At 62.5% G+C, this 18,929-nt stretch carries 24 protein-coding genes; 12 read left to right on the top strand and 12 right to left on the bottom strand.

Features of this window, described 5'->3' with window-relative positions; all coding sequences use genetic code 11:
* Nucleotides 1–80 precede the first annotated feature (80 nt).
* Nucleotides 81–854 carry an HpcH/HpaI aldolase family protein gene (locus NKH41_RS13465; protein ID WP_352541429.1) on the bottom strand — a complete coding sequence of 258 codons (774 nt, stop codon included), beginning with the start codon at nucleotides 852–854 and terminating at the stop codon, nucleotides 81–83.
* Between the two features lie 120 nt (nucleotides 855–974).
* Nucleotides 975–1,295 carry a DUF1476 domain-containing protein gene (locus NKH41_RS13460; RefSeq protein ID WP_254817651.1) on the bottom strand — a complete coding sequence of 107 codons (321 nt, stop codon included), beginning with the start codon at nucleotides 1,293–1,295 and terminating at the stop codon, nucleotides 975–977.
* 270 nt (nucleotides 1,296–1,565) lie between these two features.
* Between NKH41_RS13460 and purC the strand changes: the two genes are divergently transcribed.
* From purC to NKH41_RS13430, 6 genes are read left to right on the top strand one after another with little or no spacing between them, the layout of a single operon-like run.
* Nucleotides 1,566–2,360: a phosphoribosylaminoimidazolesuccinocarboxamide synthase gene (gene purC, locus NKH41_RS13455; protein WP_023674725.1), complete on the top strand. Its 795-nt coding sequence runs from the start codon at nucleotides 1,566–1,568 to the stop codon at nucleotides 2,358–2,360.
* Nucleotides 2,361–2,400: 40 nt separating this feature from the next.
* The gene (gene purS, locus NKH41_RS13450; RefSeq protein WP_352541430.1) at nucleotides 2,401–2,643 is read left to right on the top strand and encodes a phosphoribosylformylglycinamidine synthase subunit PurS; all 243 of its coding nucleotides are present in this window, start codon (nucleotides 2,401–2,403) and stop codon (nucleotides 2,641–2,643) included.
* A 1-nt stretch (nucleotide 2,644) separates the two neighbouring features.
* A complete protein-coding gene (gene purQ, locus NKH41_RS13445; RefSeq protein ID WP_023674723.1) occupies nucleotides 2,645–3,313 on the top strand; it encodes a phosphoribosylformylglycinamidine synthase subunit PurQ in 669 nt (222 codons plus the stop codon).
* A gap of 31 nt (nucleotides 3,314–3,344) precedes the next feature.
* A complete protein-coding gene (locus NKH41_RS13440; RefSeq protein ID WP_352474653.1) occupies nucleotides 3,345–4,010 on the top strand; it encodes a glutathione S-transferase family protein in 666 nt (221 codons plus the stop codon).
* Between the two features lie 2 nt (nucleotides 4,011–4,012).
* A complete protein-coding gene (locus NKH41_RS13435; RefSeq protein WP_352474652.1) occupies nucleotides 4,013–4,423 on the top strand; it encodes a hypothetical protein in 411 nt (136 codons plus the stop codon).
* Between the two features lie 4 nt (nucleotides 4,424–4,427).
* Nucleotides 4,428–5,069, top strand: a complete 642-nt coding sequence (locus NKH41_RS13430; RefSeq protein ID WP_352501588.1) for a Pr6Pr family membrane protein — start codon at nucleotides 4,428–4,430, stop codon at nucleotides 5,067–5,069.
* A gap of 26 nt (nucleotides 5,070–5,095) precedes the next feature.
* Here the strand turns inward: NKH41_RS13430 and NKH41_RS13425 are convergent, their stop codons facing one another.
* On the bottom strand, nucleotides 5,096–5,341 hold the full coding sequence (locus NKH41_RS13425) for a DUF1127 domain-containing protein (protein WP_352614098.1): 246 nt from the start codon (nucleotides 5,339–5,341) through the stop codon (nucleotides 5,096–5,098).
* A 93-nt stretch (nucleotides 5,342–5,434) separates the two neighbouring features.
* Between NKH41_RS13425 and NKH41_RS13420 the strand changes: the two genes are divergently transcribed.
* The 3 genes from NKH41_RS13420 to NKH41_RS13410 all read left to right on the top strand — a co-directional run bounded on the left by NKH41_RS13420 (nucleotide 5,435) and on the right by NKH41_RS13410 (nucleotide 9,553).
* On the top strand, nucleotides 5,435–6,847 hold the full coding sequence (locus tag NKH41_RS13420) for an aminotransferase-like domain-containing protein (protein WP_352614099.1): 1,413 nt from the start codon (nucleotides 5,435–5,437) through the stop codon (nucleotides 6,845–6,847).
* Between the two features lie 148 nt (nucleotides 6,848–6,995).
* Nucleotides 6,996–9,233, top strand: a complete 2,238-nt coding sequence (gene purL, locus NKH41_RS13415; RefSeq protein ID WP_352614100.1) for a phosphoribosylformylglycinamidine synthase subunit PurL — start codon at nucleotides 6,996–6,998, stop codon at nucleotides 9,231–9,233.
* Between the two features lie 86 nt (nucleotides 9,234–9,319).
* Nucleotides 9,320–9,553 carry a BolA/IbaG family iron-sulfur metabolism protein gene (locus NKH41_RS13410; RefSeq protein WP_023674714.1) on the top strand — a complete coding sequence of 78 codons (234 nt, stop codon included), beginning with the start codon at nucleotides 9,320–9,322 and terminating at the stop codon, nucleotides 9,551–9,553.
* Between the two features lie 12 nt (nucleotides 9,554–9,565).
* Here NKH41_RS13410 and NKH41_RS13405 read toward each other — a convergent pair whose 3' ends face one another.
* A complete protein-coding gene (locus NKH41_RS13405) occupies nucleotides 9,566–10,372 on the bottom strand; it encodes a phosphodiester glycosidase family protein (RefSeq protein ID WP_352932911.1) in 807 nt (268 codons plus the stop codon).
* A gap of 163 nt (nucleotides 10,373–10,535) precedes the next feature.
* Here NKH41_RS13405 and grxD point away from each other — a divergent pair, with 163 nt between their 5' ends.
* Together grxD and NKH41_RS13395 are read left to right on the top strand one after the other, a co-directional pair.
* Nucleotides 10,536–10,871: a Grx4 family monothiol glutaredoxin gene (gene grxD, locus NKH41_RS13400; RefSeq protein WP_023674712.1), complete on the top strand. Its 336-nt coding sequence runs from the start codon at nucleotides 10,536–10,538 to the stop codon at nucleotides 10,869–10,871.
* A gap of 207 nt (nucleotides 10,872–11,078) precedes the next feature.
* Complete coding sequence (locus tag NKH41_RS13395; RefSeq protein WP_502893744.1) at nucleotides 11,079–12,278, top strand: multidrug effflux MFS transporter; 1,200 nt, start codon at nucleotides 11,079–11,081, stop codon at nucleotides 12,276–12,278.
* An 18-nt stretch (nucleotides 12,279–12,296) separates the two neighbouring features.
* Here NKH41_RS13395 and NKH41_RS13390 read toward each other — a convergent pair whose 3' ends face one another.
* The 4 genes from NKH41_RS13390 to rpsD form a co-directional block, all read right to left on the bottom strand.
* Complete coding sequence (locus NKH41_RS13390; protein ID WP_352501584.1) at nucleotides 12,297–12,704, bottom strand: UCP034077 family protein; 408 nt, start codon at nucleotides 12,702–12,704, stop codon at nucleotides 12,297–12,299.
* 49 nt (nucleotides 12,705–12,753) lie between these two features.
* Nucleotides 12,754–13,581, bottom strand: a complete 828-nt coding sequence (locus tag NKH41_RS13385) for an inositol monophosphatase family protein (RefSeq protein ID WP_352772761.1) — start codon at nucleotides 13,579–13,581, stop codon at nucleotides 12,754–12,756.
* Nucleotides 13,571–14,458, bottom strand: a complete 888-nt coding sequence (gene ttcA / locus NKH41_RS13380; protein ID WP_352819658.1) for a tRNA 2-thiocytidine(32) synthetase TtcA — start codon at nucleotides 14,456–14,458, stop codon at nucleotides 13,571–13,573. Before ttcA ends, NKH41_RS13385 begins: the two co-directional genes overlap by 11 nt.
* A gap of 152 nt (nucleotides 14,459–14,610) precedes the next feature.
* Nucleotides 14,611–15,228 (bottom strand): 30S ribosomal protein S4, encoded by a 618-nt coding sequence (rpsD, locus tag NKH41_RS13375; RefSeq protein WP_023717376.1) that lies wholly within the window; start codon nucleotides 15,226–15,228, stop codon nucleotides 14,611–14,613.
* A 379-nt stretch (nucleotides 15,229–15,607) separates the two neighbouring features.
* Here rpsD and NKH41_RS13370 point away from each other — a divergent pair, with 379 nt between their 5' ends.
* On the top strand, nucleotides 15,608–15,808 hold the full coding sequence (locus NKH41_RS13370) for a hypothetical protein (protein ID WP_352932908.1): 201 nt from the start codon (nucleotides 15,608–15,610) through the stop codon (nucleotides 15,806–15,808).
* A 110-nt stretch (nucleotides 15,809–15,918) separates the two neighbouring features.
* Here the strand turns inward: NKH41_RS13370 and NKH41_RS13365 are convergent, their stop codons facing one another.
* From NKH41_RS13365 to NKH41_RS13350, 4 genes are all read right to left on the bottom strand, one after another.
* Complete coding sequence (locus NKH41_RS13365; RefSeq protein ID WP_023674705.1) at nucleotides 15,919–16,107, bottom strand: DUF3008 family protein; 189 nt, start codon at nucleotides 16,105–16,107, stop codon at nucleotides 15,919–15,921.
* A 78-nt stretch (nucleotides 16,108–16,185) separates the two neighbouring features.
* Nucleotides 16,186–16,998, bottom strand: a complete 813-nt coding sequence (murI, locus tag NKH41_RS13360; protein WP_352932905.1) for a glutamate racemase — start codon at nucleotides 16,996–16,998, stop codon at nucleotides 16,186–16,188.
* A gap of 140 nt (nucleotides 16,999–17,138) precedes the next feature.
* Nucleotides 17,139–17,783 carry a DUF805 domain-containing protein gene (locus NKH41_RS13355; protein WP_352932902.1) on the bottom strand — a complete coding sequence of 215 codons (645 nt, stop codon included), beginning with the start codon at nucleotides 17,781–17,783 and terminating at the stop codon, nucleotides 17,139–17,141.
* A gap of 80 nt (nucleotides 17,784–17,863) precedes the next feature.
* On the bottom strand, nucleotides 17,864–18,730 hold the full coding sequence (locus tag NKH41_RS13350; protein ID WP_352932899.1) for an RNA methyltransferase: 867 nt from the start codon (nucleotides 18,728–18,730) through the stop codon (nucleotides 17,864–17,866).
* Nucleotides 18,731–18,929 lie beyond the last annotated feature (199 nt).

Below are 18,929 nucleotides of genomic sequence, written 5' to 3'. Positions count from 1 at the left end.
AAGCTCATCATCCTCGCAAACGCACTACTCAGGGACAATCGGACCTGGACACCATCTCTCCCTTGACCAACACGGATACTCTAGGAAGCGATCGAATCCCTGACGCTGCTCAGCAGGGTCTTTGCCCCAAGCGAAATCAGCGAATGCTCGGAACCCAACGCCAGCAGCCGGTAGCCCATCGACACCACGCGACCGGCAATGGCCGGTTCCATCACATAGATCGCCGCATGCTTGCCGGCCTTGCGGGTGCGCTCGGCGATCAAGGCGACGGTCTCCATCATGCTCTCCAGCGTCGAACTGACGGTGGTCCCCTTCGACCAGGCGATCGAGAAATCCGACGGGCCGAGGAAGATCCCGTCGATACCCGGCGTGTCGAGAATGCCGTCGAGTGCATCAAGCGCGGCGCGCGTTTCGACCATGGCGAACGCCATGGTGCGCTGGTTGCTGTCGCGCAGCCAGTCGGCATAGTCGCCCTTGCCATGGCGCGGAAAAGCATAGGTCGGCCCCCAGGAGCGCTCGCCGAGCGGCGGGTATTTCATGGCGGCGGCAAACAGCTTTGCGTCCGCCACTGAATTCACCATCGGCGCGATCACAGCTTCGGCGCCGAAGTCGAGCGCGCGGCTGGCCATGTCGAAGCGGCCGACCGGGATGCGCACCAAAGCCGGCTTGTTGGCGGCCAGCACCGGCACAAGCCCGCGCAGCACGCTGTCCTCGTGATGGCCCCCATGCTGCATGTCGAGTGTAACCGCGTCGAATCCTTGCCTGGCCAGTATCTCGACGGTCAAGGCATCCGGCACGCCGGACCATGCGGTGAACAGCGTCTCGTCGGCCGCAAGGCGTGACTTCAGGGACATTGGCGATTTCCTCTTTGGTTGCAGCAATTCAGCCGGAAATGACCGCAAAGGCAAAGAAAAACCGCCCGGCTAGGCCGGGCGGTCGATTGGTCCAGCATTCGATCGGTATCGATGCAAGGATCAGGTGTTCTTGATCTGCTCGATCGCCTGCGCCATCAATTCATCCATGGTGCGGCGGATCTGATGGTCCGACTGGTCGATGCCCGCCGCATCGAAATCCTTGCGTATCTTGCGGAAAACGTCGTGATCGCCGGCTTCCTCGATGTCGCTGACGACCACTTCCCTGGCATAAGCGTCGGCATCGGTGCCGGATTTGCCGAGCTTTTCGGCAGCCCACAGGCCGAGCGCTCTGTTGCGGCGTGCCGCAGCCTTGAACCGAAGTTCCTCGTCGAATGCGAATTTGCGCTCAAAGCCCTCTTCGCGGTCTTTCATGCTGCTCATGGCATCCCTCCGTGAAATCCGATTCGTTGTGCCAATATGTGTTGCCGGAGCACAAACCAAAAGGGCGCAGGCCGGTCAATATGCTACATTGCTTGCTGCGCTGCGGCATTTCGGTGCCCGAAAGCGGTTGATTGAAAGGATTTGCCGATTGAGCAAACAGTGCGATTGGGATAGACACCGGCATTGAACCCCACCGTCGCCATCTTATTTTAGGCAGACGGACAGGAACTGGTCGCTTGCCGCCTGCCCGCAAATCCAGAGAAAAATCAGATGAAAAATCGCCGCCGCATTTATGAAGGCAAGGCCAAGATCCTTTATGAGGGACCGGAGCCTGGCACGCTGATCCAGTTCTTCAAGGACGACGCTACCGCTTTCAACAAGAAGAAGCATGAAATCGTCGATGGCAAAGGCGTGCTCAACAACCGCATTTCCGAGCACATCTTCAACCACCTCAACCGGATGGGCATTCCGACCCACTTCATCCGCCGGCTCAACATGCGCGAGCAGTTGATCAAGGAAGTCGAGATCATCCCGCTCGAAGTGGTGGTGCGCAACGTCGCCGCCGGCTCGCTGGCCAAGCGCCTGGGCATCGAGGAAGGCACCGTGCTGCCGCGCTCGATCATCGAATTCTATTACAAGGCCGATGCACTCGACGATCCGATGGTATCGGAAGAGCACATCACCGCCTTCGGCTGGGCGAGCCCACAGGAGATCGACGATGTCATGGCGCTGGCCATCCGCGTCAACGACTTCCTTTCCGGCCTGTTCATGGGTGTCGGCATCCAGCTCGTCGATTTCAAGATCGAATGCGGCCGCCTGTTCGAAGGCGACATGATGCGCATCGTCGTCGCCGACGAGATCTCGCCGGATTCCTGCCGGCTGTGGGACGTGGCGACGCAGGACAAGCTCGACAAGGACCGCTTCCGCCGCGACATGGGTGGGCTGGTCGAAGCTTATCAGGAAGTTGCCCGCCGCCTCGGCATCATGAACGAGAACGAGCCGCCGCGCCCAGCCGGGCCGGTGCTCGTCGCATCGACCGACGGTGTCAAAGGCAAGCCGCACTGATGGCTTGCCCGCTCAACAGATGAACAGGAACATGTCCAGCGTGATCAAGGCCCGCATTACCGTAACCCTCAAGAACGGCGTGCTAGACCCACAAGGCAAGGCAATCGAGCATGCGCTGTCCGCAATGGGTTTCGGCGGCATCGGCCAGGTGCGGCAAGGCAAAGTTTTTGATATCGAACTTGCCGAGAGCGACAAGGCCAAGGCCGAAGCGGATCTGAAAGCCATGTGCGACAAGCTTCTGGCGAATACGGTGATTGAGAATTACGCGGTGGAGATCGCCTGAGGTGAAATCAGCCGTCGTCCTGCTCCCCGGCCTCAATCGCGACCGCGACATGATCGCGGCGCTGACCAAGATTTCCGGCACGCCGCCGGTCACCGTCTGGCAGACCGACACCGAAATTCCCGATGTCGACCTGATCGCCATTCCCGGCGGCTTTTCGTTCGGCGATTATCTGCGCTGCGGCGCCATTGCCGCGCGCATGCCAGTAATGCGGGCGGTGGCCGAAAAGGCGGCCAAGGGCGTCACGGTCATCGGCGTCTGCAACGGCTTCCAGATCCTGGTCGAGGCCGGCCTGCTGCCGGGCGCGTTGATGCGGAACACTTCGCTGAAATTCGTCTGCCGCCAGGTGAAGCTGCAGATCGCCAATGCCAACACGATGTTCACCCGCCGCTACCAGCCGGGCCAGATCATCCGTGCGCCGGTGGCGCACCATGACGGCAATTATTTCGCCGATGCCGAAACGCTGGCCCGCCTCGAAGGCGAAGGCCAGGTGGTGTTCCGCTATGCTGAAGGCACCAATCCCAACGGCTCGATCAACGACATTGCCGGCATCGTCAACGGCCGCGGCAACGTGCTCGGCCTGATGCCGCATCCCGAGAACCTGATCGAAGCGGCGCATGGCGGCAGCGACGGCCGGGCGCTGTTCGAAAGCGCGCTGGGCATCGCCGCTTGATACCTTCAATTTTCCTCCTGGAGCCACGGTCATGAAACTCTATTCGCGGCCGTTGTCGCCCTATTCGTCGATCGTGCGGGCGTTGGCCTACATCAAGAACGTCCCGCTCAAGCTCATTGCACCGCCGCCGGGGTTTCCCATCCCCGAGGCGTTTCGTGCCATCTCGCCGTTGAACCGGATTCCGGTGCTGATCACCGGCTCCGGCGAAACGATCGTCGAATCGGTGGTCATCGCCGAATATCTGGAGGAGCGCTTTCCCGAGCCGGCGCTGCTGCCGAGGGACTCGAAGGACCGGGCGCTGGTGCGCATGTTCGCCCGCATCACCGACCTCGACGTGCTCGCCCCGACGATGAAGCTGTTCGAGCTCCATTTCGTGCCGCAGCGCAACGAGGCGGAGATCAAGGCACAGTTCGCCCGATTGCATCACGGGCTCGCGGCAATCGAGGCGCGCATGGCGCATGGCCCGTTCGCGCTCGGCGACGACATCTCCTTCGCCGATGCCTGGCTGACGCCGACCCGCTTCGTCTTCAACAATTTCAGGGCGACGATCGGCCGCCCCGACCTGCTTGATGGCTATCCGAAATTCGATGCCTATGAGCAAATCGCCCTGCAGCATCCGGCGCTGTCGCGCGTCTGGGGTGAGATGACAGACGGTCTGAAGGTGTTTCTGTCCGAACTCGAGATGGGCGCCGCTTGACCATGCGATCGACACTCGCCCGCCTCGCCCTCGCCGCTTCCGCCGGTCTTGTACTCGCCTCCTGCCAGTCAGGCCCGAAGAGCGCGCCGGCGCCGGCGGGCAAGAGCGCGTCACTGCTTGCCATGGAGCAGGTGGCAATAGCTGCCCACAAATGCTGGATCGCCAGCAAGGACCCTGCCTTCAAATCGTACCAGATGGCCAACGAGCTGAATTCGTTCAGCGGCACGCCGCGCTTCCTGCTGGTGCCGGCCAAACATTATGGTGGAAAGCCGTTGCTGGTCGTGCAGGCGCAAGGCAATTCGAGCCGCGTCGACGTGTTCGGCCCATTGATGGCGGAACCGCTCGGCGCCCGCATCGGCTCGGACATTGCCCGCTGGCAGGCGGGCAATCCGGCCTGCGGCGCTGCTGCCTAGCCCAATGGGTCGCGTGCTGCAGATCGCCGGTCTGGTCGTCGGCCTGGCCGGGCTCGTCCTGCAGCTCTGCATCACCGTCCCGGCATCAATGGAAGCCGGCCGCGGCTTTGCCGGCTCGCTGGTCTTCTATTTCAGCTTCTTCACCATCCTGACCAACATCGGCGCGGTGCTCGTCCATGCCTCGTTGCTGTCGTCGACGGGTTATGCATGGTTTCCGGCCTTTTCCGCGCCACGGATGCGGGCGGGCGTGGCCGTCGCCATAACGCTGGTCCTCATCGTTTATGCAACGGTCCTGGCGCAGCTTTGGCAGCCGCAAGGGCTGTTCCTGCTCTGCGATGTGCTCCTGCACTATGTGACGCCGGTGTTGTTCGTGCTGTGGTGGCTTGTGGCAGGCGCCGACGGCTCGACGCGGTGGCGCGACATCTCCTGGTGGATGATCTATCCGATCGCCTATCTGGCCTACGCGCTGCTGCGGGCGCCGATTGCCGGTGAAGTGCCCTACCCGTTCCTCGATCTCGCCAAGAACGGCGCGACCAGCGTCGCCGTCTCGGCTCTGGCCATCACCGGGCTCTTTCTGATGCTGTGCATTGTGGCGGTGCTTGTGGACCACGGTGTCACGCGGATCAGGGCGGCGGGCGTCCGCTAAAGTGCGATAGCGCCCCGTCGAACTCCTCAGTCCCAGAACGGCCTCAGACCTTCACGATGGGCATCGCAGCGCGAAATGCCGATATCCTTGAGCTGGGCTTCGGTCATCTCGAGCAGGACCAGCCGACTGCGGCGGCGATCCAGCAGGCTGTCGATCCATCGGACGAATGACGTGACCACTTGCACGAGCCCGCGAACATAGGATCTCCGGCCCGACGAGCGGCTTCCGGTCAATTCAACTGCCGCGTAGCGGATTGTCTCTATTGTACCCATTTTCTTTCTGCCAAGATTGCAATTGTGCCTTTTCGTACGGCCCGCTCCATATGTATTGACTCTCATTTCGGTGCAATGTAAAAAATTGTCACCATGACAACTTGGCTTCCAGACCTGACCGCCCGCACCGGCCCGCTCTATCAGCGGCTTGCTGATTCCATCGAGACGGACATCGACCGCGGCCTGATCGGTGCAGGGGCAAAGCTGCCGCCGCAGCGCGATCTGGCATACGACATCGGCACGACCGTCGGCACGGTTGGCAGGGCCTATCAATTGCTGCGCGAGCGGGGACTGGTCAGCGGCGAGGTCGGCCGCGGAACCTATGTTCTCGCTCAACGGTCGGAGAGCGCAAAGGCGGATTTCCTAGGGCCGGTCGAACAAGGCACGCGCTATATGGATGCGCCCGGCGACAAGCTGCGCTTCGATAGCACCGCCGCACCGGATGTCGGCCAGGGTGCCATCGTCGCCGACGTGTTGACACGCACGGCGCAAGACCATCCGCATGAGATTTCAAGCTATACTCGTGATTTCCCGGACCGCTGGTTCGAAGCGGGCAGGCGCTGGCTGTCGCGCAATTCCTATCGCCCGGCGGCGGATGCCATCGTTCCCACGCTCGGCACCCACGCCGCGGTGATGGCAACCATTGCGGGGCTCACCGCCCCCGGCGACTATGTCGTCTTCGAGCACCTCACCTATTCGCAGATCTCGCGCAGTGCCGGCCTGATCGGTCGCCGGACCGCACTGGTGGCGACTGACGACGAGGGCATCGATCCCCAGGATTTCGAGCGCGTCTGCGCACAAAAGCACCCGAAGATGATGTTTTTGATGCCGACGGCCAAGAACCCGACGCTGACAACGCTGTCGGCATCGCGCCGCGAGGCAATCGCGCATGTCGCCCGTCAATATAACGTCGTCCTGATCGAGGACGATCTCTATGGCGGACTGACCGATGACCCAACGCCTTTAATGGCCGAATATGCTCCCGAACGGACCATCGTTGCCGGCGGCCTGTCGAAATCGGTTGCGGCGGGTGTTCGCGGCGGCTGGCTCGCTTGCCCGCCGGCCTATCGTCACCGCATCCGGGTTGCCCACAAGATGATGACGGGCGGCCTGCCCTTTCTGCTGGCGGAGGTGGGCAGCCGGCTGGTGCTGTCCGGTCAGGCCGCTGAGGTGCGCAAGCGCAGCATTGCCGAGATCGGTGCGCGCATCGCGATCGTGCGCGAGACACTCGACGGCTTCGATTTCAAGGCGCTGGATAACGTGCCGTTCGTCTGGCTCACTTTGCCCGACCCGTGGCTTTCCGGCACTTTCAAACAGGCCTGCCTCGAACATGGCGTGCTCATCGACGACGAGGATGAGTTCAAGGCAGGGCGTTCCGAACAGGCCTTTCACGGCGTGCGGTTTGGCATCTCGCAGCCGCGACAGCGGGACGATATCGCGCACGGCGTCGCGGTGATCCGGCGGCTTCTGGACGAGGGCCGCGCCGGCTACGACAGCTTTTCCTGAACCGGCTTGAAACCGGCGGGTCGAGTGGCGATCTTTCGCTACTTGCGGTCAGCTGTTGCTTTCCATCGTTTTAGTCATCCAACGGGGTGTATCGGCTGCAACGCTTGCGATAAGACGGGACTCGATCCCAAGGACACAATTGCCGATCATGACCATTTCCAATTCCGTGCCGATCACTCCTGAACTCATTGCCGCGCACGGGCTGAAGCCCGACGAGTACCAGCGCATCCTCGACCTGGTCGGGCGCGAACCGAGCTTTACCGAACTTGGTATTTTTTCCGCGATGTGGAACGAGCATTGTTCCTACAAATCCTCGAAGAAGTGGCTGCGCACGCTGCCGACCACCGGGCCGCAAGTCATCCAGGGCCCGGGCGAGAATGCCGGCGTGGTCGACATCGGCGACGGCGACTGCGTCGTCTTCAAGATGGAGAGCCATAACCACCCCTCCTATATCGAGCCATATCAGGGAGCGGCGACCGGCGTCGGCGGCATCCTGCGCGATGTCTTCACCATGGGCGCGCGGCCGATCGCGGCGATGAACGCGCTGCGTTTCGGCGCGCCGGACCATCCCAAAACCAGGCATCTCGTTGCCGGCGTCGTTTCCGGCGTCGGTGGTTATGGAAATTCCTTCGGCGTGCCGACGGTCGGCGGCGAGGTCAATTTCGACGCCCGCTACAACGGCAATATCCTGGTCAATGCGTTTGCCGCGGGGCTTGCCAAGACTGATGCAATCTTTCTGTCCGAGGCCAAGGGCGTCGGCCTGCCGGTCGTCTATCTCGGCGCCAAGACCGGGCGCGACGGCGTCGGCGGCGCCACCATGGCCTCGGCAGAGTTCGACGACAAGATCGACGAGAAGCGGCCCACGGTCCAGGTTGGCGATCCATTCACCGAAAAATGCCTGCTCGAAGCCTGCCTCGAACTGATGGCGTCCGGCGCCGTTATCGCCATCCAGGACATGGGTGCCGCCGGCCTCACCTGCTCGGCGGTCGAGATGGGCGCCAAGGGCGACCTCGGCATCGAGCTCGATCTCGACAAGGTGCCGGTGCGTGAAGAGCGCATGAGCGCCTATGAGATGATGCTTTCGGAGAGCCAGGAGCGCATGCTGATGGTGCTGCGCCCCGAAAAGGAAAAACAGGCCGAGGCGATTTTCCACAAATGGGGCCTCGACTTTGCCATCGTCGGCAAGACCACCGACGATCTGCGCTTCCGCGTGCTGCACCAGGGCGACGAGGTCGCCAACCTGCCGATCAAGGATCTCGGCGATCAAGCGCCGGAATATGACCGTCCCTGGGTCGATCCGAAGAAGCCGGCGCCGCTGGCCGGCGATGCACCGCAAGCCGATGTGGCCGACGCACTGCTCAAGCTGCTGAGCGGACCAGACCTTTCCTCGCGCCGCTGGGTCTGGGAGCAGTACGACACGCTGATCCAGGGTAATTCCCTGCAGCTTCCCGGCGGCGACGCCGGTGTCGTGCGCGTCGATGGCCACCCGACCAAGGCGCTCGCCTTCTCCTCCGACGTGACGCCGCGCTATTGCGAGGCCGACCCTTACGAGGGCGGCAAGCAGGCGGTTGCCGAATGCTGGCGCAATCTTACCGCCACCGGCGCTCTGCCGCTCGCGGCCACCGACAACCTCAATTTCGGCAATCCGGAACGGCCGGAGATCATGGGCCAGCTGGTTGGTGCTGTGAAAGGCATCGGCGATGCCTGCCGGGCGCTTGGCTTTCCGATCGTCTCCGGCAACGTCTCCCTCTACAATGAGACCAACGGACAGGGCATCCTGCCGACACCGACCATTGGCGGCGTCGGGCTGATTGCCGACTGGTCGAAAATGGTGCGCATCGGCTTTGCCGCCGAAGGCCAGATGATCGTGCTGGTCGGCGCGCCGACGATATGGGGCACGCATCTTGGCCAGTCGGTCTATATGCGCGACATTCATGGCCGCGCCGACGGCCCGCCGCCGCCGGTCGATCTCGGCCACGAGAAGCGGGTCGGCGACCATGTGCGGGCACTGATCGGCTCCGGTGTCGTTACCGCGGCGCATGACGTTTCCGATGGCGGCATCGCGGTGGCGCTGGCCGAGATGGCGATGGCCTCCGGCATCGGCGCGACCATCCCCGGCCTGATCGGCACAGATCCAATCCCGGTCTGGTTCGGCGAGGACCAGGGCCGCTATCTCTTGACGCTGTCGATCGACCCGCAGAGCGAGCAATGGGACGCCATTCGCGAACAGCAAAACAAGCTCGGCGTTTTTGCGCCGTGGATCGGCTCGACCGGCGGCAGCGAACTGAAGCTGGGCGAGGCGCGTGCGATACCGGTCAGCGAATTGACCGACGCCCACGAATCCTGGTTCCCTCGCTTCATGGCAAATGAGGTCGTGGACCCGTGATGTGATCGAGTGGGCCCGTTTCCCTGTGGTTCATCCGCCATTTCGACCATATCTATGAGATCACGACCTGAACAAGGAATCCTCATATGGCAATGGACGCCCACGACATCGAACGGCTGATCAAGGAAGGCATTCCCGACGCCAAGGTGACGATTCGCGACCTGGCCGGCGACGGCGACCATTATGCGGCTGAGGTTGTGGCCGAAAGCTTTCGCGGGAAAAGCCGGGTCCAGCAGCACCAGATGGTCTATGACGCGCTGAAGGGCAATATGGGCGGCGTGTTGCACGCGCTTGCCCTGCAGACCAGCGTGCCGGACTGAGCTCTCTTGCAGTTACCGGCTCGCAAGCTTCTTACCGGTCACGGCGATGATCGGCCCGACCGGATAGCTTCCACCAACAATCATCCGCTCGCCGTTCGACAGCGCCGAAACGACCCCGTCGAAGAAAAGCGCGTTGGGACAATCGAGCGCGTCTCGAAACAGTCGCGCGAAGCGGCCGAGGCTGACCTCAGAGCGCGAGATCGCCAGCACGACGGTGTTTTCGTCACGCACGCCGACGCCGTTGCGGATATAGCGCGATGTGCCGTTTTGCTCGAGGCGGGGATGAAGCCGGCCGTCGATCACCAGCATCGGGCCGGATTGCGTGGCAAACATCACGTCCAGTCTGGTCGCAGCATAGGCGCTTGTCTCCATGACCGCCGCCTTGCCGTCCTTCCGAACCAGGAAGACGCCGTTCGGTTTCAGGAAGAAATTGCCTTCGCTGTCGGCGACGTTGATCGTCGCCTTCTCCCGGCCGTCTTCGACGAGAAGGCCGACCGGAGTCAGGTCTTGGTGATACATGCCGGCGTTCATAGCGAGCAGCACCGGCCGGCCCTGATCGGCCATCGCCTTGTCGAATTTGTCCAGTGAACCGAAAGCCTTGCCGTCAAGGCCTGCGTGGAACACACCGATGTCATAGTGGCGCAGATCGATTTCGCAGACGACATAGGCGACCGCCTCGAAGCCCGCGTCGTGGCACGGCGCCGGCAATTCACCGCCGACGACGAGAGATGGCTGTCTCGGCGACCGGGCCCACCAGATCAAGGACAGTGCGGCGAACAGAACGGCGAGGAGGAACCCGGCGAGATATCGTCTTTTCATCGCGCCTCGGGAAAGATGGTGGCCAACGCTCTTGGCCCAAGATCAGACGTTCCTTTGCGCCATTTGCATGGCAAGGCGGCAAACATCTTGTTTCGCGCAACCCATGGGTTTATTTGAAGGGTAATGTTCGAGCCTGACTCCCACAGGCATGAAAGGGTATTCCATGAGCGGCATCAACGACTACATCGACAATGAAGTGAAGGGCAACGACGTCGTTCTCTTCATGAAGGGCACGCCCGGCTTCCCGCAATGCGGATTTTCCGGCCAGGTCGTGCAGATCCTCGACTATATCGGCGCCGACTATAAGGGCGTCGACGTGCTGACGTCGGCCGAACTGCGGCAAGGCATCAAGGACTATTCCAACTGGCCGACCATCCCGCAGCTCTACGTCAAGGGCGAGTTCGTCGGCGGCTGCGACATCATCCGCGAGATGTTCCAAGCGGGCGAATTGCAGACCTTCCTCGTCGAAAAGGGCGTCAGCGTCAAAGGCGCCGCCTGACTTCTGTTTCTGCGTATGACCTTCCGCCTGCGATTTTCGGGGGTCATGCGCTAAGCGCCGGGGCAGCCCCCACCTTGGCAAAAAGTTCTGCCCGCTATCGGGCAATCAACGAATGGATGCGTCGGCCAGCCGGCGCATTTTCGTTTGAGGATCGGACTGGCCTTGGATCAGCAAGCACAAGCGCAGCAAAAGGCAAGCACCTTGCCCATTCCGCGCTGGGAATTCATTGCGCTGTGCGCGGCGCTGATGGCGCTCAATTCGCTGGCCATCGACATTATTTTGCCGGCGCTGCAGCAGATCGGCGCTTCGCTTGGCATCGAAAATGAAAACCACCGGCAATATGTGGTCACCGCCTATATCCTTGGCTTTGGCGGCGGACAGCTGTTCTTCGGGCCGATCTCGGATCGCTTCGGGCGCCGCGCGCCGCTTGTCGCAGGGCTGGTGATCTACGTCCTGGCGGCCGGCGCTGCGGCAATCGCCCCGTCATTCGCCACGCTTCTGCTATGCCGGGCGGTGCAAGGCATCGGCGCGGCGGCGACGCGCGTCATTGCCGTCTCGATCGTGCGCGATACGTTCGACGGAAGGCGCATGGCCGAAGTCATGTCCTTGATCTTCATGGTGTTCATGGCCATTCCGGTGGTGGCGCCCGGTATCGGCCAGTTCATCATGCTGTTTGCGACCTGGCATGTGATCTTCGTCACCATGGCAGCCGGCGCGCTGATCGTGTCCGCCTGGTCGCTGCTGCGCCTGCCCGAGACACTACACCCCGAATATCGCCGGCCGCTGACGCTGTCCTCCATCATCGGCGGCTTCCGCATCGTTCTCACCAACCGCATCGCGCTCTGCTACGCCTTTGCCAGCACCTTCATCTTCGGCGCCATGTTCGGCTTCATCGCCTCGGCCCAGCAAATCTATGTCAGCGTGTTCAATGTCGGCGAGATGTTCCCCGTCATCTTCGCGGGGGTTGCCGGCGTACTTGCTTTTTCGAACTACCTCAACTCGCGCCTCGTCGGCCGCATCGGCATGCGCCGTCTGTCGCAAAGCGCGCTGCTGCTGTTTCTGGCCATCAGCCTTGCCTGGCTGGTCGTTTCCATCGAAATAAAGATGCCGCTCTGGCTCTTCATTACCTTCTTTGCCTGCGCCATGGTCCCGTTCGGCGCGCTCGGCGCGAACTTCAACGCGCTCGCCATGGAGCCGCTGGGGCACCTGGCCGGCACTGCGTCGTCGATCCTTGGGTTCATGCAGACATTTCTTGGCGGCATTCTCGGTACGCTGATCGGCCAAGCCTTCAATGGCACGGTGACGCCGCTGGCCGCCGGGTTCTGCAGCGTGTCGGTGGCGGCGCTGCTGATGATCCTGCTGGCCGAGCGCGGCAGACTGTTCCAGCCGCATAACCCGCCGGTTTAATGCACATTGCGCGTGCGCCTAGGATGCACCCTCACTGACCGCGGTGAAGCGGGGGAACAGCGTACGTCCTGCGATTGCTCCACCCATACTGTCCGAAACGGGCAGTGGAAGAGCCTTGTCGAGCGCCTCGAGGACGGAAGCCACGAAGGCCCGATTGAGCGGACCATCGTCCCCTAGATGGGAGTAAGTGGCGCGCGGCTTGCCGATAAGCGTGCCGTTTCGGCGAATTGAGAACTGCAGCGTCAGGGTCATGCCCGCGGTTCCGGGCGGCGGCTTCCAACAGGCGAAGATCGCGGAGAACATCTCGTCTATGGTGTCGACGGAGTCGGGACTGCGACATGCGCGTTCCCCAGCGCTTGCTTCATTGACACCGGCAACCAAGGCAAGGGCAAAGGCCGTTGCAACAATTGCGGACCGAGGTTTCATTCGAGGTCTCCGGTTTCGCACAGGATTGGACAACTTTGGCAGCGAAGAGTTATTCCGCCCAGAGCTCGCGGCGCAGCTCCCGCCAGCTCTCCCGGTCCGGCGCGACCAGCAGGCCACCTCCGACATGCGACGGCAGATAGGCGCTGCCGTCGAAGCGCGCGGCATGGCCGCCCGCCTCCGCATGGATCAGCACGCCAGGCAGGTGATCCCAGGGCATCAGCTTGTTGTAGACGACGAAATGGCCGTGGCCACTGGCCAGCAGGCGGTATTCGTGGGCGGCGCAGCGATAATTGAACTGCGATAGCGACTTGGTCTGGTTGCGCGCCAAACGTGAGCGGTCCGGCTCGGGCACATAGTGCCATGAGACCGCACCGGTCATTTCCGACATCGGCGCCGGTTTGGCGACATGGACCTTTTCCAGATTGCCATGGGCATGGCGGATATGGCTGCCGGCGCCACTAACGCCGATCAGCCAATCCTTGCCGACGGGATCGTGAATGATGCCGGCGACCGTCTCGCCCTTGATCACGACGCCAAGCATGACGCCGAACAGCGGCACGCCGGAGGCGAAGTTGAAGGTGCCGTCGACCGGGTCGATGACGAAGGCGAGTTCGGCATCGCCGAGACCGTCGAGCAGCGTCGGGTCGTCGGAGCAGGCCTCCTCGCCGACGATCATTGCGTGGGGATAACGCTGGCGCAGCCTGGCGGTGATGAGCCGTTCGGCATTGACGTCGGCCTCGGTGACGAGATCGGCGGCCGAGGTCTTGCGACGGACGTCGCCCTCGCTCAACCGGCGAAAGCGCGGCATGATCTCGGCGACAGCGGCTTCCGACAGAAGGTCTGCAAGCCAGTCGATCGCGCTATCGTCAAATGTCATCGGGACGCCTGGTGGTGAGGGTTTCGTTGAGGGCGGCGAAATCGAACAGCTTCCTGTCGAGCAGATGCGAACGCCGCACATTGGTCATGGCGCGGATCATCGTGTCCTTGCGGCCGGGCATGCGCTTCTCGATGTCGTCGAGCATCGCCTTCATGGCGTTGCGCTGCAGGCCTTCCTGGCTACCGCACAGATCGCACGGAATGATCGGGAATTTCATGGCGCCGGCGAATTTCTCGAGATCCGCTTCCGCACAATAGGCGAGCGGCCGCAGCACCATGACATCGCCTTCGTCGTTGAGCAGCTTCGGCGGCATGGCGGCGAGGCGTCCGCCATGGAACAGGTTCATGAAGAAGGTTTCCAGTATGTCCTCGCGGTGATGACCGAGCACCAGCGCCGAGCACCCCTCCTCGCGGGCAATGCGATAGAGATGGCCGCGCCGCAGCCGCGAGCACAGCGAGCAATAGGTGCTGCCCTCGGCCAGCTTGTCGGTGACCACCGAATAGGTGTCCTGATATTCGATGCGATGCGGAATGGCATAGCTGTCGAGATAGTCGGGCAATATGTGCTTGGGAAAGTTCGGCTGGCCCTGGTCGAGATTGCAGGCCAACAGCTCGACCGGCAGCAGCCCGCGCCATTTGAGATCGAGCAGAACGGCAAGCAGGCCGTAGGAATCCTTGCCGCCCGACAGTGCGACCAGCCAACGGTCGCCGGGTCTCACCATGGCGAAATCGTCGATCGCCTGGCGGGCAAGCCGCAACAGCCGCTTGCGCAGCTTGTTGAACTCGACGGAGGACGGCACATCGGCAAACAGCGGATGAAAGCCGCCTTCGGTGTCGGCGACCGGTTCGAGTGTTTCGGCGTCTGGCAGCATATTCATGGCGCGTCCGCCCCAAGATCCTGTTGCCGCCCGCAGTAGCGCATCGGACCGAAAACCGAAATCGATTTCGGAATCACGCCGCGGAAAAGGAACGAAAAAAGAAAGGCCGCCTCGACGGGCGGCCTTCGATTGTATCGCGACGAACGCGCCGATCAGCGCGAATAGAACTCGACGACCAGGTTCGGTTCCATCTGCACGGCAAACGGAACGTCCGCCAGGCCGGGGATGCGCGTGAAGGCCGCGGTCATCTTGTTGTGATCGGCCTCGATATAATCGGGCACGTCGCGCTCGGCCAGGCCCACCGATTCCAGCACGATGACCAGCTGCTTCGACTTCTCGCGCACTTCGATGACATCGCCCGGCTTGCAGCGGTACGAGCCGATGTTGACGCGCTTGCCGTTGACGTTGACGTGGCCGTGATTGACGAACTGGCGCGCCGCAAAGATGGTCGGCACGAACTTGGCGCGGTAGACGACCGCGTCGAGGCGCGATTCGAGCAGGCCGATCAGGTTCTCCGAGGTGTCGCCCTTGCGGCGGTCCGCCTCTTCATAGACCTTGCGGAACTGCTTTTCCGACACGTCGCCATAGTGGCCCTTCAGCTTCTGCTTGGCGCGCAGCTGCAGGCCGAAATCGGAAAGCTTGCCCTTGCGGCGCTGGCCATGCTGGCCGGGGCCGTATTCACGCTTGTTGACCGGGGACTTCGGGCGGCCCCAGATGTTTTCGCCAAGACGGCGGTCGATCTTGTACTTCGCGGATTCGCGCTTGCTCATCGCATTCCCTTTCAAAACAACACACCCGGAACCTCATGGTCCGGGCGAAGGAAACGCGCCCTCCTCTGGCCTCCGTTTTCGAGACCTGACAGGGTTTTCCACGCAACGCGACGGAAAACCCACGGGACACGTCATTTCAAACAAGACATAGGGAAAGTAAACCGGCTTCCCAAACGTCTTGCACACATAAAGAAAACCACCGGGCATTGCGGCCCGGTGTTGGTGGGCTGGTTAAACGGAGATTTAACCGCTGTCAAGCTTCCGGCTGGCGCGAATCGCCGAACCGGATAGTGTTACGGTTGTAGAGCATGCCGGATGTGGCGGGAGGTTGCGCCAGCGGTATCAGGAAGGGACTGAAGTCAGAGGAGCTGGAATTCGCATGAAGAAGTTCTTCCTTACGTTGGTAGGTGCCGCGGTGATGGCCGGCACGATGGCGGTCGCGCCGGAGCCGGCGCAGGCCCGGCATTGGTACGGGCATCACCAGGTCTGCCGCATGGTGGTCAAGAAGAAGGTGGTGTGGCGGCATGGTCATCGCAAGGTGATCCGCTACAAGGTCCGGCGCTGCCACTGGATCTGGTAAGCGCGCTTGCGCCGGTGGAACGATCCCCTAATCAAATCAGAGCCCGCGGCCAGAGCCGCGGGCTCTGATTTTGACCGGCGTTTACCGCAAAGGAGGTCCAAGCTGCGAGATCAGTGTTTCGACTTCTTTTCCGGCAGGCCCTTGCGCTTGGTCTCGGCGAATTCCTCGAGCTGTTTTTCGCTCATGGATTTATACATTCCCTTCGACGCGCCTTTGAGCGCGCCCTTCTTGGTCTCGCCGCGCTTGGCGGACAGTGCCGCGCCGGCGGCTTTCTGCTGGGCTTTCGAGGTGGCTGGCATGATCGTTTCTCCTGTTCCTCACTGAGAAGAGAACGCATCGGCCTGGGCTGATGTTCCCGGAGCACCAAGTGCCTGGGGTCAGGATACCGCCAGGCCAAATCCCTGCATCAGCCGGCGCGTCGGAAAATCGGCGCTGTTCGAGGTGAAGAATGCAAGGTCGGCGCCTTCCGGCAGTGCCTCTCTGCGATAACCGGCTTCGGTATCGGCAAGCAGCGACAGCGCCCGGCGTGCGATCGCCTCGGCCGGGTCGAGCCAGTCGACCGGCCACGGTGCTGTCTTGCGCATGCGGTTGGCCAAAAACGGATAATGGGTGCAGGCAAGCACGACGATATCGGTGCGCAGCCCGTCATGCTCGACGAAGCACGGCGCGATCTCGGCGCGCACGGCGTCCTCGTCGACAAAACCATCGCGCATATAGGCTTCGGCCAATCCAGCCAGCCTGTCGCTGCCGACCAGGCGGACGTGGCATTTCTGCGCCCATTTGCTGATCAGGTCGCGCGTGTACTGGCGCTTGACGGTGCCGGGCGTAGCCAGCACCGAAACCAGGCCTGAGCGCGTGCGTTCCGCCGCCGGCTTGATGGCCGGCACGGTGCCGACGAAAGGGTGGCCGGGAAACCTCTCGCGCAAGGCATCGATGACCAGCGTCGAGGCAGTGTTGCAGGCGATGACCGAGATGGCCGGCGAAAACCGGTCGAGCAGCTTGGCGAACAACTCCAGGATATGTGTTCTCAGCGCCGGCTCCTCCCAGCCGCCGAAGGGGAACGCCGCGTCGTCGGCGACATAGATGAAGCGGCGATCAGGCATCAGCACGCGCGCCTCACGCAGCACGGTCAGGCCGCCAATGCCGGAATCGAACATCAGGATCGGACGGGCGCTCGATGGATCGGTCATTGTCATTGAGTCACTAAGGGCTGGGAATCACAAACGAGATCACGAGGGAAGGCCCGGCCCATGCTTTCTGCTTCGGCTAATGATGCTTTATCCCGGCCGCTTCTATGTGGAACCATCATGGCCTTGATGCGGCGAGCCGGTCACACAAGGCCGCGCTTGCCGAAGCCGCCGGGCCGCGGCCGGCCGTTCGCCGGAGATGCAGGTTGAGATGCAGGGTGGTTCGACGGCACCGGCGCGGCCCGCGCGGCGTAGGCTGGAGCCAGGGCCGTCGCGCCGGCGGCTGACGCTGAATGGAGCGCGGCGGTGCCGCGCAGCGGCCCGGGCGGGTCGAAATCGTCGAAACTCAGGGATGACGCCATATACGCAGAGCCACCGCCCGCCGGCTTGCCCGCCAAGATGACGGCCCACAGCCCGACAAGAGCTAATCCCAGCAGGTCAAGGCCGGAATGCGAATCTTCGCCGTCGAATTTTACGACAAGAACAGTGCCGGCCTGCAGGATCGCGAACAGCGTCGAGAACACGATATACGACCAAAGGATCCAACCCGACCCTTGCGCGTCGCGGCTTCGACGCCAGGCGAAATTCGCGCGGAACAGGACGATCACCAGCGAGGTAACGAGAACAGCCGCGGCCAGCCCTTCCCTGGAAGGTCCGGGCCTCGAATTGGCCAAACCCTCGAAGCCGACGGTCCCCACGACGCACAGCACGAATGTCACGATTTCCGCAACCAGCAAGGCCGCGGAATAGAAGAAAAAGCGAAGACGCCCGATATTTGAATTGAACATCGAAAGGATCCATCGTTTTCCAGACAATGGATCACACCAAATAACATTCGGTTACTGGTGAGGTATGGGCAGTTCCGAGGCTATTCTTTGTCTTTCGCCCTCGCAGCGCGTGCCGCGGCCGCCGGGAGCCGCCTTGGATCGTCGCCGGGCGATCCGTCGCCGCGCGGCATGGCCGGCGAGAACCTGTCCAGCGATGATATTATGCCGCGCAGCACCTTGAGCTCCGGCTCGGCAAAGCCGGGGCGGGTCAGCACAGCGCGCAAATTGTCGACCATCTTCGGTTTCTTCGCTGCCGGGCGGAAATAGCCGCGCGCCTCCAGTGCACCTTCCAGATACGCAAACAGGCCGTGCAATTCTTCCTTGGCAGCCGGTGGCATTTCGGGGCCGGAGAAGTTGGTCCTGGTCTCGTCTTCCAGGCCGGACTTCATCCATTCATAGGACATCAGCAGGGCCGCCTGGGCGATGTTGAGCGAGGAGAAGGCTGGATCGACGGGGAAGGTGACGATCTCGTCGGCGAGGCCGACCTCGTCATTATAGAGGCCGAAGCGCTCGCGGCCGAACAGGATGCCGGTGCGCTGGCCGGCCCGCTGCCGCGCCCGCAGCGCCCTGCCCGCCTCGACCGGACCGCGCACCGGCTTGAAATTGTCGCGCGCGCGCGCCGTGGTGGCGAAGACGAAGTTCAGATCGGCAACCGCCGAGGCGAGGTCATCAAACACCGTGACGGCATCGATGACGTGGTCGGCGCGGCTTGCGGCGGCTCGCGCCTTCTCGCTCGGCCAGCCGTCGCGCGGATTGACGAGCCGCAGCTCGGTAAGGCCGAAATTGGCCATGGCGCGCGCAACCATGCCGATATTCTCGCCGAGCTGCGGCTCGACCAGGATGATCGCCGGTCCGGACGCTGGAGTTCCGGAGGCAAGAGGGGTGGCGGGATCCTGGGTAGCGGCCATGGTTGTCAGTGAACTGCTGTTTGCGGCATTTCGCAGTCCCCTGCCACATTTGGCGGCGAAAATGAAGCTTTCGCAAGGAATGCCGACACTACGGCGCGGTTCGCCGTTTGCGCGGCCAAAAAGCCTTTGATATACGGGCCGCATCCTAGGGCCGGCAGCCGTGCGGGCAAGGCCGTTCCGTTCCCCAAAAGTGAGGCAT

It is taken from the genome of Mesorhizobium sp. M1169 (assembly GCF_040318345.1).
Lineage (GTDB): Bacteria > Pseudomonadota > Alphaproteobacteria > Rhizobiales > Rhizobiaceae > Mesorhizobium.
Note: the sequence above shows the minus strand (reverse complement) of the source record. Positions and strands in the feature narration are given on the sequence as shown.

Bases quoted from the DNA above. Each gene is read 5' to 3' on its own strand.
- NKH41_RS13365 (WP_023674705.1), bottom strand. From the start codon at position 16,107: ATGCCAGCCACCTCGAAAGCCCAGCAGAAAGCCGCCGGCGCGGCACTG.
- purC (WP_023674725.1), top strand. From the start codon at position 1,566: ATGAAAAATCGCCGCCGCATTTATGAAGGCAAGGCCAAGATCCTTTAT.
- NKH41_RS13355 (WP_352932902.1), bottom strand. From the start codon at position 17,783: ATGTTCAATTCAAATATCGGGCGTCTTCGCTTTTTCTTCTATTCCGCG.
- NKH41_RS13350 (WP_352932899.1), bottom strand. From the start codon at position 18,730: ATGGCCGCTACCCAGGATCCCGCCACCCCTCTTGCCTCCGGAACTCCA.
- grxD (WP_023674712.1), top strand. From the start codon at position 10,536: ATGAGCGGCATCAACGACTACATCGACAATGAAGTGAAGGGCAACGAC.
- NKH41_RS13420 (WP_352614099.1), top strand. From the start codon at position 5,435: ATGACAACTTGGCTTCCAGACCTGACCGCCCGCACCGGCCCGCTCTAT.
- murI (WP_352932905.1), bottom strand. From the start codon at position 16,998: ATGACCGATCCATCGAGCGCCCGTCCGATCCTGATGTTCGATTCCGGC.
- NKH41_RS13465 (WP_352541429.1), bottom strand. From the start codon at position 854: ATGTCCCTGAAGTCACGCCTTGCGGCCGACGAGACGCTGTTCACCGCA.
- NKH41_RS13435 (WP_352474652.1), top strand. From the start codon at position 4,013: ATGCGATCGACACTCGCCCGCCTCGCCCTCGCCGCTTCCGCCGGTCTT.
- NKH41_RS13390 (WP_352501584.1), bottom strand. From the start codon at position 12,704: ATGAAACCTCGGTCCGCAATTGTTGCAACGGCCTTTGCCCTTGCCTTG.
- rpsD (WP_023717376.1), bottom strand. From the start codon at position 15,228: ATGAGCAAGCGCGAATCCGCGAAGTACAAGATCGACCGCCGTCTTGGC.
- NKH41_RS13440 (WP_352474653.1), top strand. From the start codon at position 3,345: ATGAAACTCTATTCGCGGCCGTTGTCGCCCTATTCGTCGATCGTGCGG.
- NKH41_RS13425 (WP_352614098.1), bottom strand. From the start codon at position 5,341: ATGGGTACAATAGAGACAATCCGCTACGCGGCAGTTGAATTGACCGGA.
- NKH41_RS13460 (WP_254817651.1), bottom strand. From the start codon at position 1,295: ATGAGCAGCATGAAAGACCGCGAAGAGGGCTTTGAGCGCAAATTCGCA.
- NKH41_RS13430 (WP_352501588.1), top strand. From the start codon at position 4,428: ATGGGTCGCGTGCTGCAGATCGCCGGTCTGGTCGTCGGCCTGGCCGGG.
- NKH41_RS13370 (WP_352932908.1), top strand. From the start codon at position 15,608: ATGAAGAAGTTCTTCCTTACGTTGGTAGGTGCCGCGGTGATGGCCGGC.
- ttcA (WP_352819658.1), bottom strand. From the start codon at position 14,458: ATGAATATGCTGCCAGACGCCGAAACACTCGAACCGGTCGCCGACACC.
- NKH41_RS13385 (WP_352772761.1), bottom strand. From the start codon at position 13,581: ATGACATTTGACGATAGCGCGATCGACTGGCTTGCAGACCTTCTGTCG.
- purL (WP_352614100.1), top strand. From the start codon at position 6,996: ATGACCATTTCCAATTCCGTGCCGATCACTCCTGAACTCATTGCCGCG.
- NKH41_RS13405 (WP_352932911.1), bottom strand. From the start codon at position 10,372: ATGAAAAGACGATATCTCGCCGGGTTCCTCCTCGCCGTTCTGTTCGCC.
- NKH41_RS13410 (WP_023674714.1), top strand. From the start codon at position 9,320: ATGGCAATGGACGCCCACGACATCGAACGGCTGATCAAGGAAGGCATT.